Origin of the sequence: Peloplasma aerotolerans (genome assembly GCF_030012175.1) — a bacterium.
GTDB lineage: Bacteria > Bacillota_I > Bacilli_A > Acholeplasmatales > Acholeplasmataceae > Peloplasma > Peloplasma aerotolerans.
Map to the genome: position 1 here is coordinate 1 of NZ_JASCXW010000010.1, position 20,571 is coordinate 20,571.

15 protein-coding genes are annotated in these 20,571 nt (G+C 33.3%); all 15 read left to right on the forward strand.

The annotated features are described in order from the left end of the window. The first annotated feature begins 16 nt into the window (after window positions 1–16). The 15 genes from QJ521_RS04170 (at window position 17) to QJ521_RS04240 (ending at window position 20,540) form a co-directional block, all read left to right on the forward strand. Complete coding sequence (locus QJ521_RS04170; protein ID WP_282839175.1) at window positions 17–1,018, forward strand: sensor domain-containing diguanylate cyclase; 1,002 nt, start codon at window positions 17–19, stop codon at window positions 1,016–1,018. 20 nt (window positions 1,019–1,038) lie between these two features. Next, window positions 1,039–2,049, forward strand: coding sequence for a CorA family divalent cation transporter (locus tag QJ521_RS04175; RefSeq protein WP_282839176.1), 1,011 nt, complete (start codon window positions 1,039–1,041; stop codon window positions 2,047–2,049). A gap of 23 nt (window positions 2,050–2,072) precedes the next feature. Then, window positions 2,073–2,864: a DUF2785 domain-containing protein gene (locus tag QJ521_RS04180; RefSeq protein ID WP_282839177.1), complete on the forward strand. Its 792-nt coding sequence runs from the start codon at window positions 2,073–2,075 to the stop codon at window positions 2,862–2,864. 211 nt (window positions 2,865–3,075) lie between these two features. Continuing rightward, window positions 3,076–4,506 (forward strand): SGNH/GDSL hydrolase family protein, encoded by a 1,431-nt coding sequence (locus QJ521_RS04185; RefSeq protein WP_282839178.1) that lies wholly within the window; start codon window positions 3,076–3,078, stop codon window positions 4,504–4,506. A gap of 11 nt (window positions 4,507–4,517) precedes the next feature. After that, window positions 4,518–5,546, forward strand: a complete 1,029-nt coding sequence (locus QJ521_RS04190; RefSeq protein ID WP_282839179.1) for an SGNH/GDSL hydrolase family protein — start codon at window positions 4,518–4,520, stop codon at window positions 5,544–5,546. Between the two features lie 4 nt (window positions 5,547–5,550). After that, complete coding sequence (locus QJ521_RS04195) at window positions 5,551–7,965, forward strand: beta-mannosidase (RefSeq protein ID WP_282839180.1); 2,415 nt, start codon at window positions 5,551–5,553, stop codon at window positions 7,963–7,965. Window positions 7,966–7,979: 14 nt separating this feature from the next. Then, the gene (locus QJ521_RS04200; protein ID WP_282839181.1) at window positions 7,980–8,984 is read left to right on the forward strand and encodes a LacI family DNA-binding transcriptional regulator; all 1,005 of its coding nucleotides are present in this window, start codon (window positions 7,980–7,982) and stop codon (window positions 8,982–8,984) included. A gap of 12 nt (window positions 8,985–8,996) precedes the next feature. Beyond that, window positions 8,997–10,154, forward strand: a complete 1,158-nt coding sequence (locus tag QJ521_RS04205) for an AGE family epimerase/isomerase (RefSeq protein WP_282839182.1) — start codon at window positions 8,997–8,999, stop codon at window positions 10,152–10,154. Further along, window positions 10,154–11,326 (forward strand): glycoside hydrolase family 130 protein, encoded by a 1,173-nt coding sequence (locus QJ521_RS04210; RefSeq protein ID WP_282839183.1) that lies wholly within the window; start codon window positions 10,154–10,156, stop codon window positions 11,324–11,326. The genes QJ521_RS04205 and QJ521_RS04210 overlap by 1 nt, the downstream gene beginning before the upstream one ends. Further along, on the forward strand, window positions 11,319–12,332 hold the full coding sequence (locus QJ521_RS04215) for a glycoside hydrolase family 130 protein (protein WP_282839184.1): 1,014 nt from the start codon (window positions 11,319–11,321) through the stop codon (window positions 12,330–12,332). The genes QJ521_RS04210 and QJ521_RS04215 overlap by 8 nt, the downstream gene beginning before the upstream one ends. Further along, window positions 12,313–14,211 (forward strand): glycoside hydrolase 5 family protein, encoded by a 1,899-nt coding sequence (locus tag QJ521_RS04220; RefSeq protein ID WP_282839185.1) that lies wholly within the window; start codon window positions 12,313–12,315, stop codon window positions 14,209–14,211. The genes QJ521_RS04215 and QJ521_RS04220 overlap by 20 nt, the downstream gene beginning before the upstream one ends. Next, entirely contained in the window at window positions 14,208–15,218 is a 1,011-nt protein-coding gene (locus tag QJ521_RS04225) for a glycoside hydrolase family 130 protein (protein WP_282839186.1), read from the forward strand. The genes QJ521_RS04220 and QJ521_RS04225 overlap by 4 nt, the downstream gene beginning before the upstream one ends. Window positions 15,219–15,238: 20 nt before the next feature. Continuing rightward, window positions 15,239–16,711: an ABC transporter substrate-binding protein gene (locus QJ521_RS04230; RefSeq protein WP_282839187.1), complete on the forward strand. Its 1,473-nt coding sequence runs from the start codon at window positions 15,239–15,241 to the stop codon at window positions 16,709–16,711. A 21-nt stretch (window positions 16,712–16,732) separates the two neighbouring features. After that, window positions 16,733–19,657: an extracellular solute-binding protein gene (locus QJ521_RS04235; RefSeq protein WP_282839188.1), complete on the forward strand. Its 2,925-nt coding sequence runs from the start codon at window positions 16,733–16,735 to the stop codon at window positions 19,655–19,657. Then, the gene (locus QJ521_RS04240; RefSeq protein WP_282839189.1) at window positions 19,608–20,540 is read left to right on the forward strand and encodes a carbohydrate ABC transporter permease; all 933 of its coding nucleotides are present in this window, start codon (window positions 19,608–19,610) and stop codon (window positions 20,538–20,540) included. Before QJ521_RS04235 ends, QJ521_RS04240 begins: the two co-directional genes overlap by 50 nt. Window positions 20,541–20,571: the final 31 nt, after the last annotated feature.

Sequence of the window (20,571 nt, forward strand, 5' to 3'; positions counted from 1 at the left end):
CTATCAGGTGAGGATAATGAATAAAACATATGTATACTTAAGAGAGTTTAATGAACAGAAGAATGTAGAAATAACTGATGACTTAAAACCAAAAATAACTGATGAAATTCAATCTAAATGGCAAAACATTATGAATGTTATTGCTGATATTTTGAATGTACCCGCAGGTTTAATTATGAAGATTACAAAAACGGATATGGAAGTTTTTATTAAGAGCTCAAATCTAGAAAATCCTTATCCAGCAGATGGAAAAGATCAATTAGGACATGGTCTATATTGTGAAACAGTGATTGGAACCGATCAACAGCTTATTGTTGAAAATGCATTGAATCATAAACAATGGAAGGACAATCCTGATGTTGCATTGAATATGATTTCATATTTTGGATTGCCAATTAAATGGCATGATGGTGAAGTTTTTGGAACGATATGTGTTTTAAACAACCAAGAACATAAATATTCAAAAAAGCATCAACAATTATTGAATCTATTCAAAGAAGCAATCGAGTCAGATTTACATAATTTACATCTCATCGATCATTTACAAAAGATATCAACGATTGACGAGTTAACAAAAATAGAAAATAGAAGAAGTGTTTTAGCAAAATTAGAATTTGTACTTGATCAATACCAACAAAACAGTATTAAATTTATGTGTATGATGATTGATTTGAATGAGTTTAAACAGGTTAATGATTCATATGGACATGAAGTTGGAGATAATGTATTGGTTTCATTTAGTCAAGTGTTAAGGCAAAGTGTTAGAGATACTGATTATATTGGAAGATTAGGTGGCGATGAGTTTTTAGTGATTTTTATGGATGTTGATTCAGATCAAGTTGAATTGCTCACCCAAAAAATTCATCAAAACATTAAGCGGAACAAAGTGCTTAAAAAATACAAAGTCTCGATATCTTATGGACTTGCTGAGGTTAAGTCAAGTACGCAAAGTGTTAAGGAAATTATAAAAAGTGCAGATGATCAGCTATTAAAGAGCAAACAAGCGTTAAAGAACTGAACTAATCAGGAGGTGAATTTATGGGTTTATCGTCATATTTAAGACCAAAAACAATGATGTATACTGGGAAGCATGATAATGTTAAAACCGAGATAACTCATTATCAGTACGGTGTAGAATTATTGGATATTATTAAAGAGTATGAACCAACAAGACAAGCAAAGCACTATATTCAAGTTGTTGGGTTATCTGATGTTGATCAGCTAAAAAAGATTAGAGAATTTTATCAAATTGATCATCTTGTTTTTGAAGATGTACTTAATGTAAATCAAAGAAATAAAATCGAGTTGACGAACCAGTATCTTTTTGGAACGTTTAACATATCCTATCTTGAAAACAAGCAGATTAAAAATGATTATCTAAGTTTAATCATGTTTAACGACATCATTATTTCTTTTCATGAAACAACACCAGTTTACTTAGCACCTTTAGAACAGCTATTTACAGAATATAAAGAACTTAAAGAAAAAAATATTGATTTCTTGCTATATGAAATTCTTGATATTATTACAGACGGGCATTTAGATGTTTATGATCACTTAGATTATATGGTTAATCAGTTTGAAGAAGAAATCCTAGAGACAAAGAATATTGAACAAGAAGCGTTTTATTTAATTAGAAAACAATTATTGAAACTGAGAAATAATGTTTCACCGGTATATGAACAATTGGAGAAAATCATGTTAAAGAAGGAGTTGCTTTTTAATAATGACAATATCCCATATTATGATGATTTAAAGGACCATCTTCAAAGACTAGAGTTACGATTAATTCAAAGTAAAGAGACAACAAATCATTTGCTTGATTTGCATATCAATAATCAATCAAATAAGATGAATCAAATCATGGCTACGTTAACTCTGTTTTCAGCAATCTTCATACCCTTATCTTTTCTAACCGGATTTTTTGGAATGAACTTTGTGTATTTTGAAGTGTTAACATATGAACATGCTTTAATTTTCTTTGTTGCTGTTTGTGCAATCATTGCCGGTGCGATGTTTTATATATTTAAGAAGAAGAAATGGTTATAAACATTTACTAGGGGGTAAACAACATGACTGAGAGTATATTGAAAAACAAGTTTAGAGAAGCATTAAAAGATCAAGATATTAATCAACATAAATATTTATTAAAAGAGGCATTAGAACATATAGGAGATATAGATTCAGAACTTAGAGACGATTTAATACTCGAGTATTTGTTTAAGTTATTCATTGAAGCAGATTTAGACACTCAAGAATTAAATGAAATAACACTCGAGTTGATATCAAATCTATATGTAGGAATATATGAGATAAGTGATTTGGTATTTAAAAGAACTTTTTCGATGCTTGCGCTTGTCGCTTTAATCAAAAGGCACACAATTAAACCTTGGATGAGTTATGATTTACAACAAAAGTTGATTTATGAAAGTATCGAATCATTTTCATTAGAAAAAGATATGAGAGGGTACGTTGAACATAAGGGATGGGCACATGCAGGTGCACATGGAGCAGACCTATTTTTAGCAATATCAAAACTAGAAAGTATTATAGTAAGCGATTTATTTCAAATGCTTGATATTGTTTACGCTAAACTGTGTAAAGAGCAGTTCACATTTAACTTAGGAGAAGATAAACGAATGGCTAGAGCAGTATCTGAAATACTTAAGCATAAAAGGCTTAATAGAAAAAAAATAACGACATGGATAAATACATTTAGAAGGATTGATGGTCATGGCATCTCTATGGTTATTTCAAAAAGCAATGCTAGAAATTTTGTAACTGCATTGAGTGTCTATATGAAGCATGATCAAGAAATTGTTGATTTATGCCATGAAATCAACGAAGTTTTAGTTTTAGGATAAGTTAATATACGAAAGTTAATATATCATGACACTTAGGAATATTTTTAAGTGTTTTTTTATGTTCAAACACAACACAAAAAAAGACGTACACAAGTGAGGATGAAAAAAAAGAGTAAAAATGTAAACGGTTTCTTGACTTGTGAAAATGTTGTGATATAATTTAGGTAAACGATAAAGTAAAAAAAGTAAATATGATTCTTTGGAGGAAAAAATGAAAAAACTTTTATCCATATTAATGTTTGGATTTTTAATTCTATTGTCAGCGTGTACGCCTGAAGAAACTATAAATAAAGTGACTTTAGATTTTCCAAGCAATTTTTCTATAACTGAAACAATAATTACCTTTGATGATGTTGAACATGCTGTTCGTTATCGAATAGAAGCTACTAATCTCTCAAATCAGTCGATAAAAAGATATTATATTACTAAAAATCAAGATATTAATGATCTTTATTTTATACCGGGTAACTATAATATCAAAATACAAGCCATAGGGGATGGGGATCTTTATTTAGACTCAGATTATAGTGCGTCTATCCAATACACACAAATTGACCCTTTTTTAGTCAATAGCATATCTGAAGACTTCTTAGCAGATGATATCACCATTAGATGGCTAGGACGAACACATTATAATGAAACTGTTAAAACGAATTATTTCTACTTTACAGCGAGTGGATTTGAAGTTAAATTTTATGGTACATCTCTTGAAGCGGAGTTTGTTACTGGAACTAATCCACTTGGTAAAGAACCACATCTAGTTGTATTTATCGATGGTGAAACGAATCCTTCAAGTGGAACAACAATAATTCTTGATTCGGGCAAAAAGACTTATACGATTGCGGCTGAGTTAGCAGAAGGTGAACATACTGTACGCGTTGTAAAACGTAGTGAGTCAATTGACTCGCTTACTGGGTTATCTAAACTAACAACAGATGGTCACTTCCTACAAGCAGATCAATTAAGAAACCGTAAAATTGAAGTTATTGCAGCATCTTCATCAGCAGGATTTGGCAATTTAGCATCTAATACTAATGAACCAAAATCTACTCAAAATTCTGATGGTTTAAGAGCATATGCATATTTAACAGCACATATGTTTGATGCAGAACTCAATATTTTTTCTGCGAGTGGATGGCCTTTATTAAAAGGACCATGGACAGGAAACAATAATATACCAACAGCTTACGATTATGTCAATGTTAACAGCAATATCGTTTGGTCTCATAACAATTACTCACCTGATGTCGTCATTATCAACTTAGGAACGAATGATTGGTCATATATTTCATCTTTATCCGCATACGATAAAATACAAGCATTAGAAAACTTTGAAATTGCTTTTGTAGATTTTATTAAAAAAATTAATCAATTGCATCCAGATGCAGTTATTGTTATTGCTTATGGATTGATGAACGAAACAAATATATATAATTCAACCTTAAATGCTGTACAAGATGCACAAGATGAACTACCGTTGGTAGGTATACATAGTATTCAACTACCAGGTGTGAACTCAATAGATGGTATTGGAAGTAGTTATCACCCAAGTGTTGCTACACATATTAAGGCTGCTGATGTTTTAGTAGAGGCAATCAGTGAGTGGATGAACTGGGATATCGTAAACGATAATATTGAATAAGAGGTAAATTTGTGACCATTACAACACAAGAACTACTTAAAAGTGACTATATCATATGGCATGGCAGAAAAATGGAAGATGAAAAAGGCATTCACTTCTTTTATACTGCAAGTGGTTTTAGTTTTAAATTTACCGGTTCAAAAATTGTTGCAACCTTTGAATCATCATTTGAAGAATTTAACAAAAGACCATTTATTGTCATAGATGTTAAAAGTGTAAATCATAAGCATACCTATGTTATGGATTTAAAACAGGGAAAACAAACAATCGAATGTCTAAACTTGCCTTATGATACATATGAAGTTGAAGTTAGAAAACGCAGTGAATCATTAATGTCAAAAACAATTTTGAATGAGATTTCTACTGATGGAACATTTTTATATCCAACATCTGTAAATGATCAGCTAAAGATTGAATGGATTGGAGATTCATCAACTTGTGGCTATGGGAATCTTTCAACTTCTATTGATGAACCTTTTACAACTGAAAGTGAAGATGGTCTACAGACGTTCGCGTCCATAGCATCGAATATCTTGGATGCTAATTATCAAATTGTTGCAGTTAGCGGTATTGGACTTTATAAAAGTTTTTATGCTCAAATAACATTACCAAAAATCTATTGTCAAATTGATATTCACAAAAATATCCATTATGATTTTTCATACAATCCAGATTTGATAGTTATCAACTTAGGTACAAATGATCATAGTTATATGAAGTTTTTAGAACATCAGTCTCTTGCTCACGAACAACGTACTTTTAAAGACGTATACAAATCATTTATTAACGATATCTTTATTAATCATTTTGGTGCACAAATATTACTGATATCACAAGGTGAAAGACATCACCTTGTTGATCATGTTATTGAGCAAGTTTATCTAGAAATGAGTCATCATAAACTCCACCATTTACGCGTTTCAAAAGTAATGACAGAAGATGGTATTGGTGGACAATTTCACCCAACGATAAAAACGCATCAACGTTGGGGTCAAGAAGTGGCAGTCAAAATAAAACAGATATTGAATTATGAGGTATAAATATATGAAAACAACATTGAATGGTAATTGGATACTATACATACCTCATTTAGATATGGAAATACCAGGCACTGTTCCTGGATCAGTTTATAACGATCTATTAAATGAGCAAGTAATACCAAATCCTTTTTATAGAATGAATGAGTATGAAGTTAGAGAATGGATGCGTCATGATTATGTCTATAAGAGAACATTCATAAAGCAAAAGTCAGATTATGATATTTATTTGGTTTGTGAAGGTATCGATACGTTATCGGAAATATATATAAATCAACATCATATAGGATCAACGAACAACATGCATCGTTGTTACCGTTTCCTTGTCAACAGTTTTTTAAATGATGGAGAAAATACAATTGAAATTCGATTATTATCACCAATAACATTTATTGAGATGAAAGAAGAGGCATGCCCATATAACTTTTATCAAGCAGGCGATGCAATGAGAGGTTTTATACATCTTAGAAAAGGACACTCTATGTTTGGATGGGATTGGGGACCACAACTACCTGATGCTGGGTTATGGAGAGATATTTACTTACATGAATCTAGTAATGGTTATATTGACTATATTCAATTAAAACAGGTTCACAAAACTAATCAAGTTACTTTAAATTATAAAATTCACATCAAAGATTCTGATCAACCCAAGATAAATGTAAAAATAATGAATCCTGATGGACAAGTCATTCATCAATCAAATCAACTTGAGAATGAGTTCATTATTAATAAACCCAAATTATGGTGGCCAATTGGACTAGGTAATCAAGATTTATACCAAATAGAAATTGAACTAATCGGTCATCACAGTAATGACCAAAAAAATGAAAAATTTGGTTTAAAAACAAGCCGGATTAAAATCGAAAATGATCAATATGGTTCATCTTTTACTTACGTTCATAACGGGGTAGAGATGTTCTTAAAAGGTGCTAATTATATCATTGAGGATAATATCATTGGAAGAACTAGCATAGAAAAAACAAGATTATTACTTGAGCATGCTGTTCAAGCTAATCATAATGCTATACGTATATGGGGAGGCGGTTTGTACCCCTCAAATGACTTTTATGCAATGTGTGATGAACTAGGGTTAATCGTATGGCAAGATTTCATGTTTGCTTGTGCTTTTTACAATTTAGAAGATAATCAGTGGCTAGAAACTGTTGAACAGGAAATCAAAGATAATGTTAAACGTCTATCAAATCATCCTTCTTTAAGTATTCTATGTGGCAATAATGAAAATGAAACTGCTATTGTTGATTGGAATGTGCCATCTTTAGAAGTTTCCAAGAAAATGTATCTAGAATTGTATGAAAACTTAATCCCTAAGTGGCTTGGTGAACTAGATAATAAAATCCCATATTGGCCATCATCACCGTCATCAGGTGGTGGGTTTGATCGACCAAACTTTGATGGTAAAGGTGATATGCATTATTGGGGTGTTTGGCATGGAAATGAACCGATTGAATATTATAGAAAAGTGTTTCCTAGATTTATGAGTGAGTTTGGTATACAGTCATTCCCAGATATAGACACTGTAAAAACATTTGCTGAACCACAAGATTTTCACATATATTCGAAAGTGATGAAGAGTCACCAAAAGAATAAGACAGCAAATAAAAAAATTATTGCATATATGAGAAAAATGTTTAAATATCCTAAGAAATTTGAAGATATTTTATATGTATCACAATTAATTCAAGCAGAAGGTGTGCGTTATGGCGTCGAACACTTTAGGAGAAATTACGGTAGGTGTATGGGGAGCATTTATTGGCAACTCAATGATTGTTGGCCAGTCGCTTCATGGTCAAGTATAGATTATGAAGGTAGATGGAAAGCACTACATTACCATAGTAAAAAGTTCTATCAACCTATATTGCTTTCAATTGAGGAAAACAAAAGAAAGATGACAGCATCGATTGTTATAACTAATGATTTACTTGAAGGATTTGAAGGACATATCGTTTGGGAAGTTATCCAAATTGATGGAAAACTGATTGAATCTGGAAAAAAGCAAGTATCTATTAATCCTCAAGAGGCGTCCTTAATATATAAAAAGGAATTAAATCAATATAGAAATCTTAAAAACCAAGTTGTATTCTATGCAAAATTGGTAGATAAGAGTAATCAGTTAATAACCGATAATATGGTGACGTTTGTTCAAGATAAAGATTTAACGCTTGTCAAAGATTATATTAACATTGAAGTTCATCAAAATAATGATCAAGTAGAGATTACACTCGTATCTCCTACTTTGAAGAGATTTGTTCAGTTAAAGTATAAAGATATGATTTTTAGTGATAATTTTTTCCATCTTTTGCCAAATAAAGCAAAAGTTGTAACAATGATTAGTAGTGATGAAAAAATATCAGATATTTATAATGACATCATAGTCAAAAGTTTAATAGATACATATTAAAAGGGTGTGAAAGTATGAAAGAAAAAGTGAATATGGGTAAAATTGCTGAAATGTTTAATGTCAGCATTGTGACTGTTTCTAAAGCTTTAAATGATAAAGATGGTGTCAGTGATGAACTTAGAGAAAAAATTAAAAAAACAGCAGAAGATCTTGGATATAGACCCAACCACGCAGCAAAGAGTCTAAAGACTCAAAAAGTATACAATGTTGGTATTCTGATTGCTAATCGATATGTCGATTCACAAGAGGCATACTACTTTAGTGTTTGTGGTGAGTTGATCAAAAAACTAACAGCACTTGAGTATTCTGGAATCATGGAAATTCTTCAACCTGACGATGAACGTGATAATAAGATGCCAAGGATGTTTTTAGAGAGTAAAGTCGATGGTATCATCGTATTAGGTCAGCTTGAAGAAGCATATTTAAGACACCTTGAAACGATAGATATTCCAATGATTTATTTTGACTTCTATGTCAATTATTCGAATATAGATAGTATTATATCTGACAACTTTTTCTCAAGTTATCAAATCACTGATTCACTTATAGAAAAAGGGCATAAACAAATAGGATTTGTTGGGAATATTCATTCAACTAGTAGTATTCAGGATCGTTACTTAGGATATTATAAAGCTTTACTAGAGCATCAAATGGATATTGATAATGAATATATTGTCAGTGATCGTGATGGGTTAGGGAAACTGATTGATTTAAAACTTCCTAGAAAAATGCCAACAGCTTTTGTAGCAAACTGTGATCAAGTTGCATATAAACTCATTAACACATTAAAAAAAGAAGGTTACGAAGTTCCAAAAGATGTTTCAGTTGTAAGTTTTGATAATACGATTTATTCAACAATTGCACAACCTCAAATTACGACAGTAGATAACAATGTTGAAGACATGGTAACAACAGCAACTAGAATTATGATTAAGAAGATCAATAATCCAATTAGAACATATGGAAGAGTATTAATAAAAGGGAAAGTTATTAAGAGAGAAAGTAGCCAAAACATATAAAAGGAGTTTCACATGATAGGTTTAGAAGCACACCTTAAAACCATTATAATTCCATTTTGGAAGAATCTAAAGGACATGGAAAATGGAGGTTTTTTTGGAAAAGTCGATTATCAATTGAAAACACATAAAAACTCAGATAAGACCTTAATTTCTATTTCTAGATACTTATATGCTTTTAGCCTATGGTATGGATACTTTAAGGAAGATGATTTATTAGAGGATGCGAGTCATGCGTATCAGTTTTTAATTGAACATCTTAGAGATGAAATACATGGTGGATACTATTGGCAAGTAACTTATGATGGTCTCCCTAGTGATGTTACTAAACATGTATACGGGCATGCATTTGCAATATATGCGCTATCAGAATACGCAAAAATTACAGACAATAAAAAATCACTTGAAGAAGCATTAAGTATTTTCGAACTTATTGAACAAAAAGCTCATTTAGGTGAGTTCTCATATCACGAAGAGTTCACAAATAAATGGTTAATGAAGGACAATGAGTTGCTTTCTGAACATGGAGCTAATTTACCCTATACCACGAACACATTATTACATTTATTAGAAGCCTATACAAATCTATACCGAGCTAGTAAAAACACAGTTGTTAAAGCAAGACTAATTGAGTTAATAAACGGCTTTACAAAAACATTGTATGATGATAAAGAAATACTGTTCCACATGTACCTAGATCATAATAAACAAGTCAGAAGAGTTGGTCAATCATTTGGTCATGACATTGAAACATGCTGGTTGATTGATGATGCATGTCTAGCAATTGATTATCATAGATCTGATATTGAACAAATGACAAAAAATGTTGCTGAAAAAGTATATGAAAGAGCTTTTACAAAAAATGGCTTATACAGTGAAAGTATTCATGGAAGAATTTGCAAAGACAGAATATGGTGGATTCAAGCTGAAGCACTTGTTGGTTTTTATAATCATTATCAAAAATATAAAGATAATCGGTATGCACAAGCTACGATAAGTATCTATGAGTTTATTAAAACATATATAGTTGATGATAGACCAAATAGTGAATGGTTGTGGGGGGTGGATGAAAATCTAGAACCACTTAAATATCGGGGTATTGCTGAAGGTTGGAAAGCAGCTTATCACAATGGTAGAGCTATCATAGAACTCTTAAAAAGGGGGTTGTCATAATGATTCATCCAAAGTATGATGAACTTAAGATTAAGCAAAAAGACCTTTTAAATAGAAAAAATGAAGTGGACCTTAGGTTTTATAATGGTATTTATGATAGATACTTATACCCTGTCATAACTAGACATCATGTTCCAATTGAATGGAGATTTGATTTGAATCAAAGCAAAAATCCATATTTCATGGAAAGGTTAATGGTCAATGCAACTTTTAATTCAGGTGCTATATATCATGAAGGAAAACATTATCTAGTTGTTCGACTTGAAGGTGCTGATAGAAAATCAATATTTGCACTAGCGTCTAGTCGAACTGGAGTTGATGGATTTGAGTTTGAAAGATTGATACATTGGGATGATTTCGATAAGCAAGAAACCAATCGATACGACATGAGATTGGTGAAGCACGAAGATGGGTATATCTATGGGACATATTGTGCCGAGAAGAAGGATTTATTACATAATGATACATCAAGTGCTGTGGCTGATGTTGGTATTGTTCGAACAAAAGACTTAATGACATGGGAGAAACTACCAAATCTATTGACAAAAGCTAGTCAACAACGAAATGTTGTCTTACATCCAGAGTTTGTTTCAGGTAAATATGCATTTTATACTAGACCACAAGATGGATTTATAGATGTTGGAGATGGTGGTGGTATCTATTTCGGATGTGCTGATAACATTGAAAAAGCGGAAATACATGAGGAAAAAATAATTGCAGGTAAAAAGTACCATACAATTTATGAATATAAAAATGGACAAGGACCTGCACCAATAAAGACATCAAAAGGTTGGATTCATTTAGCGCATGGAGTAAGACAAACGGCCGCAGGGTTAAGATATGTATTATACATGTTTGCAACAGATTTAACTCATTTAACACAAGTGATTGCTAAGCCAAGTGGATATTTTATTGCACCATTTGATGATGAACGTATTGGTGATGTGTCAAATGTTGTATTCTCAAATGGATGGACAGAAAAAAATAACCAAGTATTTATATACTATGCTTCATCAGATACGAGAATTCATGTTGCTACAACAACAATCGATAAACTTATAGATTATGTCTTCAATACACCACAAGAGGTTTATCGTTCAAACGACAGTACAGTTCAAAGGCAACAATTAATTGATAACAATAAAAAAATTAAGGAGAAAACTCATGGCTAAGATTATTGGAAGTCCATTGGCAAACATACCATGGCAAGATAAACCTAAAGATACTCATGGACCCGTATGGAGATATACTAAAAACCCAATCATTCATAGAAATCCCGCACCAGGTGTTTCAAGAATATTTAATAGTGCAATTGTAGCTTATAAGAACAAGTTCGTTGGGGTATTTAGAGCTGAAACAACAGCAACCTTACCACATTTGAGATTGGGTTATAGTGATGATGGCATTCAATGGAATATCGAACAACACCCTATTCAATTTGTAGATGAGAAAGGGAATCCATGGCAGCCATATTACGCATATGATCCTAGATTAATTGAAATAGAAGGCATTTACTATATCGTTTGGTGTACTGATTTTCATGGACCAACGATTGGTTTAGCCAAAACAACTGACTTTAAAACTTTTATACGTTTGGAAAATCCATTTATACCATATAACAGAAATGGTGTTCTATTCCCGAGAAAGATTGATGGAGCTTTCAAGATATTAAGTAGAGCATCGGATAATGGACATACGCCATTTGGAGACATCTTTTTATCAGAAAGCTTTAATTTGGTTCATTGGGGTAAACATCGTCATGTTATGGCAAGAGGTGGCTCAGGATGGTGGCAAGGATTAAAAATAGGTGGTGGACCTGCACCCATTGAGACGGATGAAGGTTGGTTGATGCTTTATCATGGTGTATGCAATACATGCAATGGATATGTTTACAGTATGGGTATTGCTTTGCTAGATATTGACGAGCCATCAAAAGTATTATATAGAGCTGGGCACTATGTTTTAACACCAGAAATGCCTTATGAGGAAGTTGGATTTGTCCCGAATGTAGTGTTTCCATGTGCAACACTTCATGATTCAAAAACAGGACGTATCGCAATCTATTATGGTGCTGCAGACTCCTATGTTGCCTTAGCATTTACAACCGTAGATGAACTGATTCAATTCGCAAAAGACAATCATGAAAAAGTAGGGGATGATGATGCAATTGGACGCTAAATATAAAAGAATCTATTTAATTATACTTTCAATAAGTTTTCTTCTGTTTTTATCCTCATGTAAGCCTAGTGAAACAGAAGTGACAGATCCAACAGAAACCATAATACCAACCGAGGTGACACCTATGAATCTAATTTCACAAATCAACTTAGTAACTGAACATCCAAAAGCATATGAAAAAATTGAGTTTGAGCTGACTGATACAGAAACATTTAAATCATTAGAAACAAACCCATTTGATTATCGAGATGTTCATATTCAAGGTGTTTTTACAAGTCCTTCAGGAGAAGTATATGCTATACCAGCATTTTGGTATCAAGATTATGAAATCGTTTTAAACACATCATGGACAGCACCACCAAATGGAATTTCTGGAAGAGCTAGTACAAATCCTGATGAGCCACAAGGTTTAGAAATGGTTAATTATATAGGAGACCCTCATTACCGCTTACGTTACTTACCAGAGGAAGCTGGACTTCACACATTGCATTTAGAAGTTAAGAAAGAGGGAGTTATTGTTCAGATACTTCAAACTTCAGTAACTATAGATGAAGGTACTAAAGATTATAAAGGTGTTATTAAAGTTGAAGAAACACATAAAAGAAATTTTGTCTTTGAGGATGGTTCAACATTTATGCCAGTTGGACAAAATAATGCTTGGTATACCTCTTCAACAAGACAAACAGAAGATTATCGTGTTTGGTTTGAGTTAATGCATGACAATTTTGCTAATTTTACGAGAATTTGGATGGGGACTTGGTCGTTTGCATTACATTGGGGTAATGCTCATGATGATTTCACATCAAGACTCAATCAAGCTGCAAGACTTGATAAAGTTTTTGATCTAGCAGCTGAGTATGATATTTACTTCATGCTTGCATTGCTGAATCATGGTCAGTTTTCTGCAATTGTCAATCCTCAATGGGCTTCAAATCCTTGGAATGAAGCAAATGGAGGACCTCTATCATACCCATCACAGTTCTTTTCTCATTTAGGAGCGAAAGAAACATACAAACAACAACTTCTCTATATATTAGGTCGTTATGGATATTCGACACAAGTCATGGCATGGGAACTATTTAATGAAGTTGATTGGACAGATAACTTTAATAGCGCAATCGTTTATATGTGGCATTCAGAAATGTCCCAGTTCATTAAAGAAAATGATCCATATAATAGAATGGTTACAACGAGCTATAAGGGTCATACAGGTGGTGCATATCAATCTCCTTGGATTGATTTCGCAAACCCACACAGTTATGATTACACCTCAAAAAATATTATGGTTCATCTACCTCCGGTATTGAATAATTTATTCACACAATATAATAAACCAATTCTTCAATCTGAAATTGGAATTAATTGGAGAAATGGAACAGATACAACTGCAGCAGATCCAACGGGCATCAGTCTTAAACAAGCGCAATGGGCAGGTATCATGGGTGGTGGAGCAGGTGCAGCAATGAATTGGTGGTGGGATAGTTGGGTACATCCAAACAATCTATATTATCGATTTATTGGTGTAGGAAAATACGCTCAACAAATGGACATGGTTGGCGATTATTATGATCGACTCCCTGCATTACCAGGTGTTCATGTGTCAAATAGTCAAACAGGTTTATTAGGATATCGTATAGACAATAGAGTTTATGGTTATGCATTTGATAATAATTGGAGACATAATTATACAACTATTAATCAAAAAAACGTAACCTATAGAATACCTATAACTACAGGTGCATACTCGTTATCCATATATAACACAGATAGTGGAGAAATCATCGAAACAAGAACGATTTCAACGTTTAATGATTTTCTAGAGTTTGATTTAACATTTACTGAAGATATTGCTTTTATTATTGTGGAGGATAATCAATGAAATTAACTAAAGCTAAAGAAAATCCGATTATAAAACCAGAACCAAATAACACATGGGAAAGCATGGTCGTATGTAACCCAGGTGCTTGGTACGAGCATGGCGTATTCTATTTATTATATCGTGGTGCAGGTAATGATGAAGAACATCTTATTCACTTAGGTTTAGCAACTAGTACTGATGGTATCAACTTTCAGCGTGTATCAGATCAACCAGTTATGTCACCTACACCAAATGGATATGATGCAGGTTGTGTTGAAGATCCAAGAATTGTTAAATTTGATGACCTGTTTTATGTTACCTATGCATATCGTCCATTCCCCCCAGGACAGTATTGGTTAAAAAAATCATATGATCATGGTTGGCCATTAGGTCAATCATCGCCAAAAGGTTTATTATACAATACGACAAATACTGGACTAGCGATATCAAAAGATTTAAAAACATTTAAAAAACTTGGAAGAATTACTCCACACGATATCGATAATCGCGATGTCATCCTTTTTCCAGAAAAAATAAATGGAGAATACGTTATGCTTCATCGACCTGTCGAATGGGTTGGAAAGGATTATGGATGTGATGTTCCATCTATTTGGTTAGCATACTCTGATGATTTAATGCGTTGGAAAAATGATTATTTATTAGCAACTCCAACTTTTGATTGGGAACTTAAAAAAATTGGAGGATCCACACCTCCTTTGAAAACAAAACATGGTTGGCTAGTCATCTATCATGGTGTAAGCCAACAAGATGAACAGTATCGAGTTGGGGCAATGTTACTTGATTTAAATGACCCTAAAAAAATTATTGCAAGAAGCTCAAGCTATATTATGGAACCCGAATATTCATACGAAACAGATGGATATTATACAGGATGTGTATTCCCAACTGGAAACGTTATTGTAGATGACACACTTTATGTTTACTATGGTGGTGCTGACAAGTTTGTTTGTGTTGCAACATGTGATATCAATGAACTATTAGAATTTTTACTAGAGCAAAAACAATAAAATTAGAAAGAGGTATAAAAATGAAAAAAGTGATGAGTATTGGATTGATAGTTATGGTGCTACTCTTTTTAGCGGCATGTAAAGGTGATCCAACAGTTCCAACGATTCCAACAGATACTGGAAATCCTACGGATCCAACAGATGAGTATTGGGATCAAAATGGAAATGGAATACCTGATTGGCAAGAAGAAGAAATTACATTAACATATGCAACTTGGCAATATACTCAACCAGATATGGTCACCATTGACCTATTGATGATAGAAGCGTTTGCTGAAAAGTATCCGAATATCAATGTTGAAATGAAAGTTGTTGCTGAATGGTATGATTGGGACACTGCATTCTTAGGTTTACTTGAAGCTAATGATTTACCCGACGTATTTTTGATTCAACGTTTAGGTTCATTCCTACCATTTAATATGTTAGCAGACATTAGTGAAATGTATGAAAATGATCCATCAACACAACATATTTTTGAATCTGTATCTGGACTTGGAACTTATGGTGGAAAAAGATTTGCTGTACCAACATTTATCTATCCAACAGCATGGTTTGTTAACCTAGATTTATTAGATAAAGCAAGTATAAATAAACCAGGTTATGACTGGACTTATGCACAAATGGAAAGCATAGCAAGATCAACGACAAATTTAACAAGTCATGAATTTGGGTTATCCGGATGCAACTTTTACAGCCGTGTTTATCCAAAAGTATTGAAAATGCAAGAAGATTTAGTAACCGGACGCACATGGTATGCATTTGGTTATGATGGAGAAAGATTTAATTTTGATGACCCTGTTATGCAAACTGGAGCGAATAAATATAGTGAATCCATTCAACAAGGTTATTGTAAACCAGGGTTCTCACCTGAGGAATTAGAAGAATGGTATGCTGATCCTACATTCGTACCAACCTATGGTGGAAAAGTGGCAATCTGGCCAGAAGCAACTTGGTCTGCAAAAGATTATTTTGATTCATTTACATTTAATTGGGATGTATATCCTGGTCCTGGTGGTGTCACAGGTGGTAATACCGATATTGGCGGTGTGTCAAGCTTATCTCAACACAAACAAGCTGCATATCAACTACTGAAATGGATGAGTTTTGGTGAAGATGGTTTGCTAAAGAGATTTGAAATATATGCTGATGTTGGTCAAGAACTATTCCAACAAGGTAATAATTTTCCCTATCCAATTATAGATTATGGAATTGATGGACAAGGTGTTAATAAAGTATGGGAAGCAATCCCTTATGGAGGTGTCGCTCCTGGATTTGTGTCACCAGAGTTTGTTGAAGGATTAAGAAATGGTGCTTTTTGGGCAAACAAAGAAGTGATTGGTTGGGATGCTGTTGACTCAGCTACAGGACCATATTTTGTTGAAATCATGAATGGAACAAATACCTATGCAGCACTTAAAGATATGATTCAAGCTGCTGCAAATGCAGCCTTAAATGAGGCACAACAAGCAATGAAGGATATGATTGGTTTTTAGAATTCATTAAGGGGTGATTCAATGAAGAAAGGTATTATCTTTATATTGTTAACCATGTGTATTGGATTATACATACTTAAGTTAACACCACCAGTTATGGCAAATAACCAAGACTGGGTTTTTGACTTGGGACAGTTTAGAGAAAATACATACTATCGCACACTGAATCGTTGGATAGAAACATATAACAAATATGAAGATGAACCACTCACATTTAGTATTAACGATCAAGAAATATACAATAATCACCTAATGTTTGAAGATGGTATTGTTTCAGTTCAAAGATACGATCAACTTGTTTATTATGTTCAAGCCCCCCACACAGGTCTTTATCAACTTGAATTAAGTTTCTATATTGATAACAACTTCTCTACTTCACCTACGGTTCATATAAACATCAACGATGATATACCCTTTAATGAGATGTCGGGTTTTGCTTTAGATGTCAAATGGGAGATGGAAAGTAGAGAAGAACATGAAAGATATAATAGATTTGGCAATGAACTACTTCCTCGTACAGTACCTGTAAAAGGATGGTATAGACAAACACTATCTGATACAAATGGAAGATTTAATGATAGCTTTTGGTTTCAATTTAATGAAGGAATAAACAAAATATCAATTGAACCAGTCAATCAGAATCTCAGTTTTGGAGATATGACACTGCATGGTGCAAAACCAATGGTGAGCTATCAAGATTATTTTGATATGGTCAGTCATCATGAACATGTGAGTTCAATATTGACATTAGAAGGGCAATCTTTTACTTCGAAAAATGATATTGAAATCAAAGCAGGCTATTTTAAAGGGCCAAACATGTCTCCAACATCTTATAAGATAAACATCTTGAATATTTTAGATGGGCAATCTATGGTACGTTCTGGAATGACAGTAGATTACGAGTTTAATATTGAAACCAGTGGTCTTTATCGAATCAACTTTAAGTATTTACAAAGAGATATGGTTGGCATGAGTAGTGCAAGACGCATACGCATAAATGATGAAGTGCCATTTCAAGAACTAGATACGTATCTATTTCCATATGTTAAAAATTGGACAAATCATACTCTTGGTAGCGACGATGGTGAATTCTGGTTTTATTTCGAATCGGGAGAGCATACAATTTCGCTAGAAGTAACAACAGCTCATCTCATAAACTATATTGACACATTGCACAATGTTATGGATCAGATTAATAGTTTAGGTTTAGCAGTTTCACAAATTACCGGTAATTCAACAGATGTATTAATTGACTGGGACATTTTAAGATACTTACCAACTATAAAAGAAGATTTGTTATCTTATGCGGATACACTTGATATGATTTATGATGAGATAAATCAAATTACACCATCAAGTTCAAGAGCAACTGGCGTTTCTACTTTACAAATTGCGAGCAAGCAATTAAGACGTTTAGCTCAAAATCCCAATCGTATTCCTAATAAGATATCTGAACTTAATGTTGGAAGTGGATCAAGTTATCAATTAATTGGTATCGCAATCAATCAAATGAATGTGCAACCCCTTCATATCGATCAAATACATTTATTTGGTAATGATATAGAATTAGACAAAGCACATCCTAATATATGGCAAAGAGTTATATTCTCAGTGCAATCATTTGTATATTCATTTTTTGATCAACGGTACCGTCTTACATCTAATCCTAACGATGACGTATTAGAAGTATGGATCGGACAATCTAGTTTATATCTAGATATTATGCAAAATATGATAGATGATGGGTTTACAAAAGAAACTGGAATACCTGTTAGATTAAGTGTATTACCTAATACACAACGCATCATTTTAAATAATGCAACAGGAACGAACCCTGATGTTGTTTTAAGCATAGATAGTTGGGAACCCTATGCGTATGCACTTCGAGGAATGTTAGCTGATTTAAGGCAATTTGATGGATTTGCTGAACTCGTTCAACCTTATCACCCAAACAATTTCACACCTATGATCTTTGAAGATGGTGTATACGGAGTTCCAGAGACACAAGGAGTTTCTCTGATGTTCTACCGAAAAGATATCTTGAACTTTTTAGGCATTGAACCACCCGATACATGGGATGATGTTTTAGGTATTTTGCCAATCCTTCAAAGTTACCAAATGAATTTTTATCATCCACTTGGTGGCGAAGGTGCATATAAGGGATTTGGCTTAACAGCACCATTTATCTATCAATTTGGCGGTGATATATATACAGAAAATGGTATGTCAACGACGTTTAATGAAGCTAAGAATATTGAAGCAATTACTTTTATGACAGACATATTTAACATTTATAATTTACCACAACAAGTCCCTAACTTTTTTGAGCATTTTAGATCGGGATCATTACCAATTGGTGTGGCATCTGTTGATCTATATCTTCAACTCAAGTATGCAGCACCAGAACTTGCAGGGCAATGGGGTGTTTTGCCAATCCCAGGAGTCTATGATGATACTTTAGGAGAAGTTGCAAGATGGGCACCTACTTATGGTAAAGCAAGTATTCTATTCGAAAAATCTAATATGAAAGACGAAGGTTTTCAACTCATTCAGTGGTGGAATAAAGTAGAAACACAATTGACCTTACTAGAAACAGTAAAAATGGTTTTAGGTGAACGCTATTTGTTTTTACCTGCAAATCTTGATGCTTTGGAACAATCAATTTGGGACGACGAAGTCAAAGTACAATCGTTATTACAAGCACAGTGGTCAAGAATCCCTGCAGTTACACCAGGTAGCTATATCGTTGAAAGAGAACTAACTAATATTTGGAACAAAATCGTAATCGATCAAATGAATCCAAGAGTAGCTATCGATCAATCGATACCAAGAATTAATCGTGAGTTAATGAGAAAATACGAAGAATTTGGATATTATAAAGGAGGTGTGACTGTTCGTGAATACATCGTTCCGAGAAACGACAACATCCAAAACTGGATCCCATAAGAACAAGTTCAATACCTCATACTTATTCATTCTTCCTTATGCTACATTTTTCATTCTTTTTGTTGTTGTATTAATCGTTATTGCAATACTATTATCATTTACATACTATGATACTGTCAATTTCCCATCTTTTGTAGGTATGAGAAACTATATTAATCTTTTTACCCAAGATACTGATTTTATGCAATTTGCTTTACCAACAACGATTCGTTACGCATTAATCATTGGTCCTGGTGGATATGCTTTATCATTTATGCTAGCTTGGATTTTAGCACAAATACCACATCGTGCAAGAACATTTAGTGCAATTATCATTTATTCACCAGCGTTGACAAGTGGTGTTCTAATGACTGTTGTTTGGCGTGTCTTGTTTTCAGGAGATAATAGAGGATATCTCAATAATATGCTCATAAACTATGGTGTAATCAATACGCCTGTTCAATGGTTACAAGACCCGAGTGCAATTATGATCATCATGCTTTTTGTTGGATTATGGTCAAGCATGGGCATTGGATTTTTAGCAATGTTGTCTGGGATTCTAAATATAAATAGAGAAATATATGAAGCAGCTTATATTGATGGATTAAAAAATAGGTGGCAAGAAATATTTTATATAACGATACCATCAATGAAACCTCAAATGTTGTTTGGTGCAGTCATGGCAATCGTATCAACTTTTAATGCTGCAGGTATAGCCACAGCATTGACGATGTCCTTCCCGCCTCCTCAGATGGCTGGCTGGTTAATTGTTGATCATATGAATGATTACGGATTCGCAAGATTTGAAATGGGTTATGCAAGCGCAGTTTCCGTAATGCTTTTATTGCTTGTACTATTTTTCAGTCGAGTCGCACACAAACTCTTTGGAGGTGAACGCGATTGAAAAAGCGTAAAAAGTCTAGTTACTTTGGTGC

What these genes read in the sequence shown, in the direction of transcription:
- QJ521_RS04200 (WP_282839181.1), top strand. Translation starts at nt 7,980, where the DNA reads ATGAAAGAAAAAGTGAATATGGGTAAAATTGCTGAAATGTTTAATGTC.
- QJ521_RS04230 (WP_282839187.1), top strand. Translation starts at nt 15,239, where the DNA reads ATGAAAAAAGTGATGAGTATTGGATTGATAGTTATGGTGCTACTCTTT.
- QJ521_RS04210 (WP_282839183.1), top strand. Translation starts at nt 10,154, where the DNA reads ATGATTCATCCAAAGTATGATGAACTTAAGATTAAGCAAAAAGACCTT.
- QJ521_RS04175 (WP_282839176.1), top strand. Translation starts at nt 1,039, where the DNA reads ATGGGTTTATCGTCATATTTAAGACCAAAAACAATGATGTATACTGGG.
- QJ521_RS04235 (WP_282839188.1), top strand. Translation starts at nt 16,733, where the DNA reads ATGAAGAAAGGTATTATCTTTATATTGTTAACCATGTGTATTGGATTA.
- QJ521_RS04195 (WP_282839180.1), top strand. Translation starts at nt 5,551, where the DNA reads ATGAAAACAACATTGAATGGTAATTGGATACTATACATACCTCATTTA.
- QJ521_RS04185 (WP_282839178.1), top strand. Translation starts at nt 3,076, where the DNA reads ATGAAAAAACTTTTATCCATATTAATGTTTGGATTTTTAATTCTATTG.
- QJ521_RS04180 (WP_282839177.1), top strand. Translation starts at nt 2,073, where the DNA reads ATGACTGAGAGTATATTGAAAAACAAGTTTAGAGAAGCATTAAAAGAT.
- QJ521_RS04205 (WP_282839182.1), top strand. Translation starts at nt 8,997, where the DNA reads ATGATAGGTTTAGAAGCACACCTTAAAACCATTATAATTCCATTTTGG.
- QJ521_RS04225 (WP_282839186.1), top strand. Translation starts at nt 14,208, where the DNA reads ATGAAATTAACTAAAGCTAAAGAAAATCCGATTATAAAACCAGAACCA.
- QJ521_RS04170 (WP_282839175.1), top strand. Translation starts at nt 17, where the DNA reads ATGAATAAAACATATGTATACTTAAGAGAGTTTAATGAACAGAAGAAT.
- QJ521_RS04215 (WP_282839184.1), top strand. Translation starts at nt 11,319, where the DNA reads ATGGCTAAGATTATTGGAAGTCCATTGGCAAACATACCATGGCAAGAT.
- QJ521_RS04220 (WP_282839185.1), top strand. Translation starts at nt 12,313, where the DNA reads ATGATGCAATTGGACGCTAAATATAAAAGAATCTATTTAATTATACTT.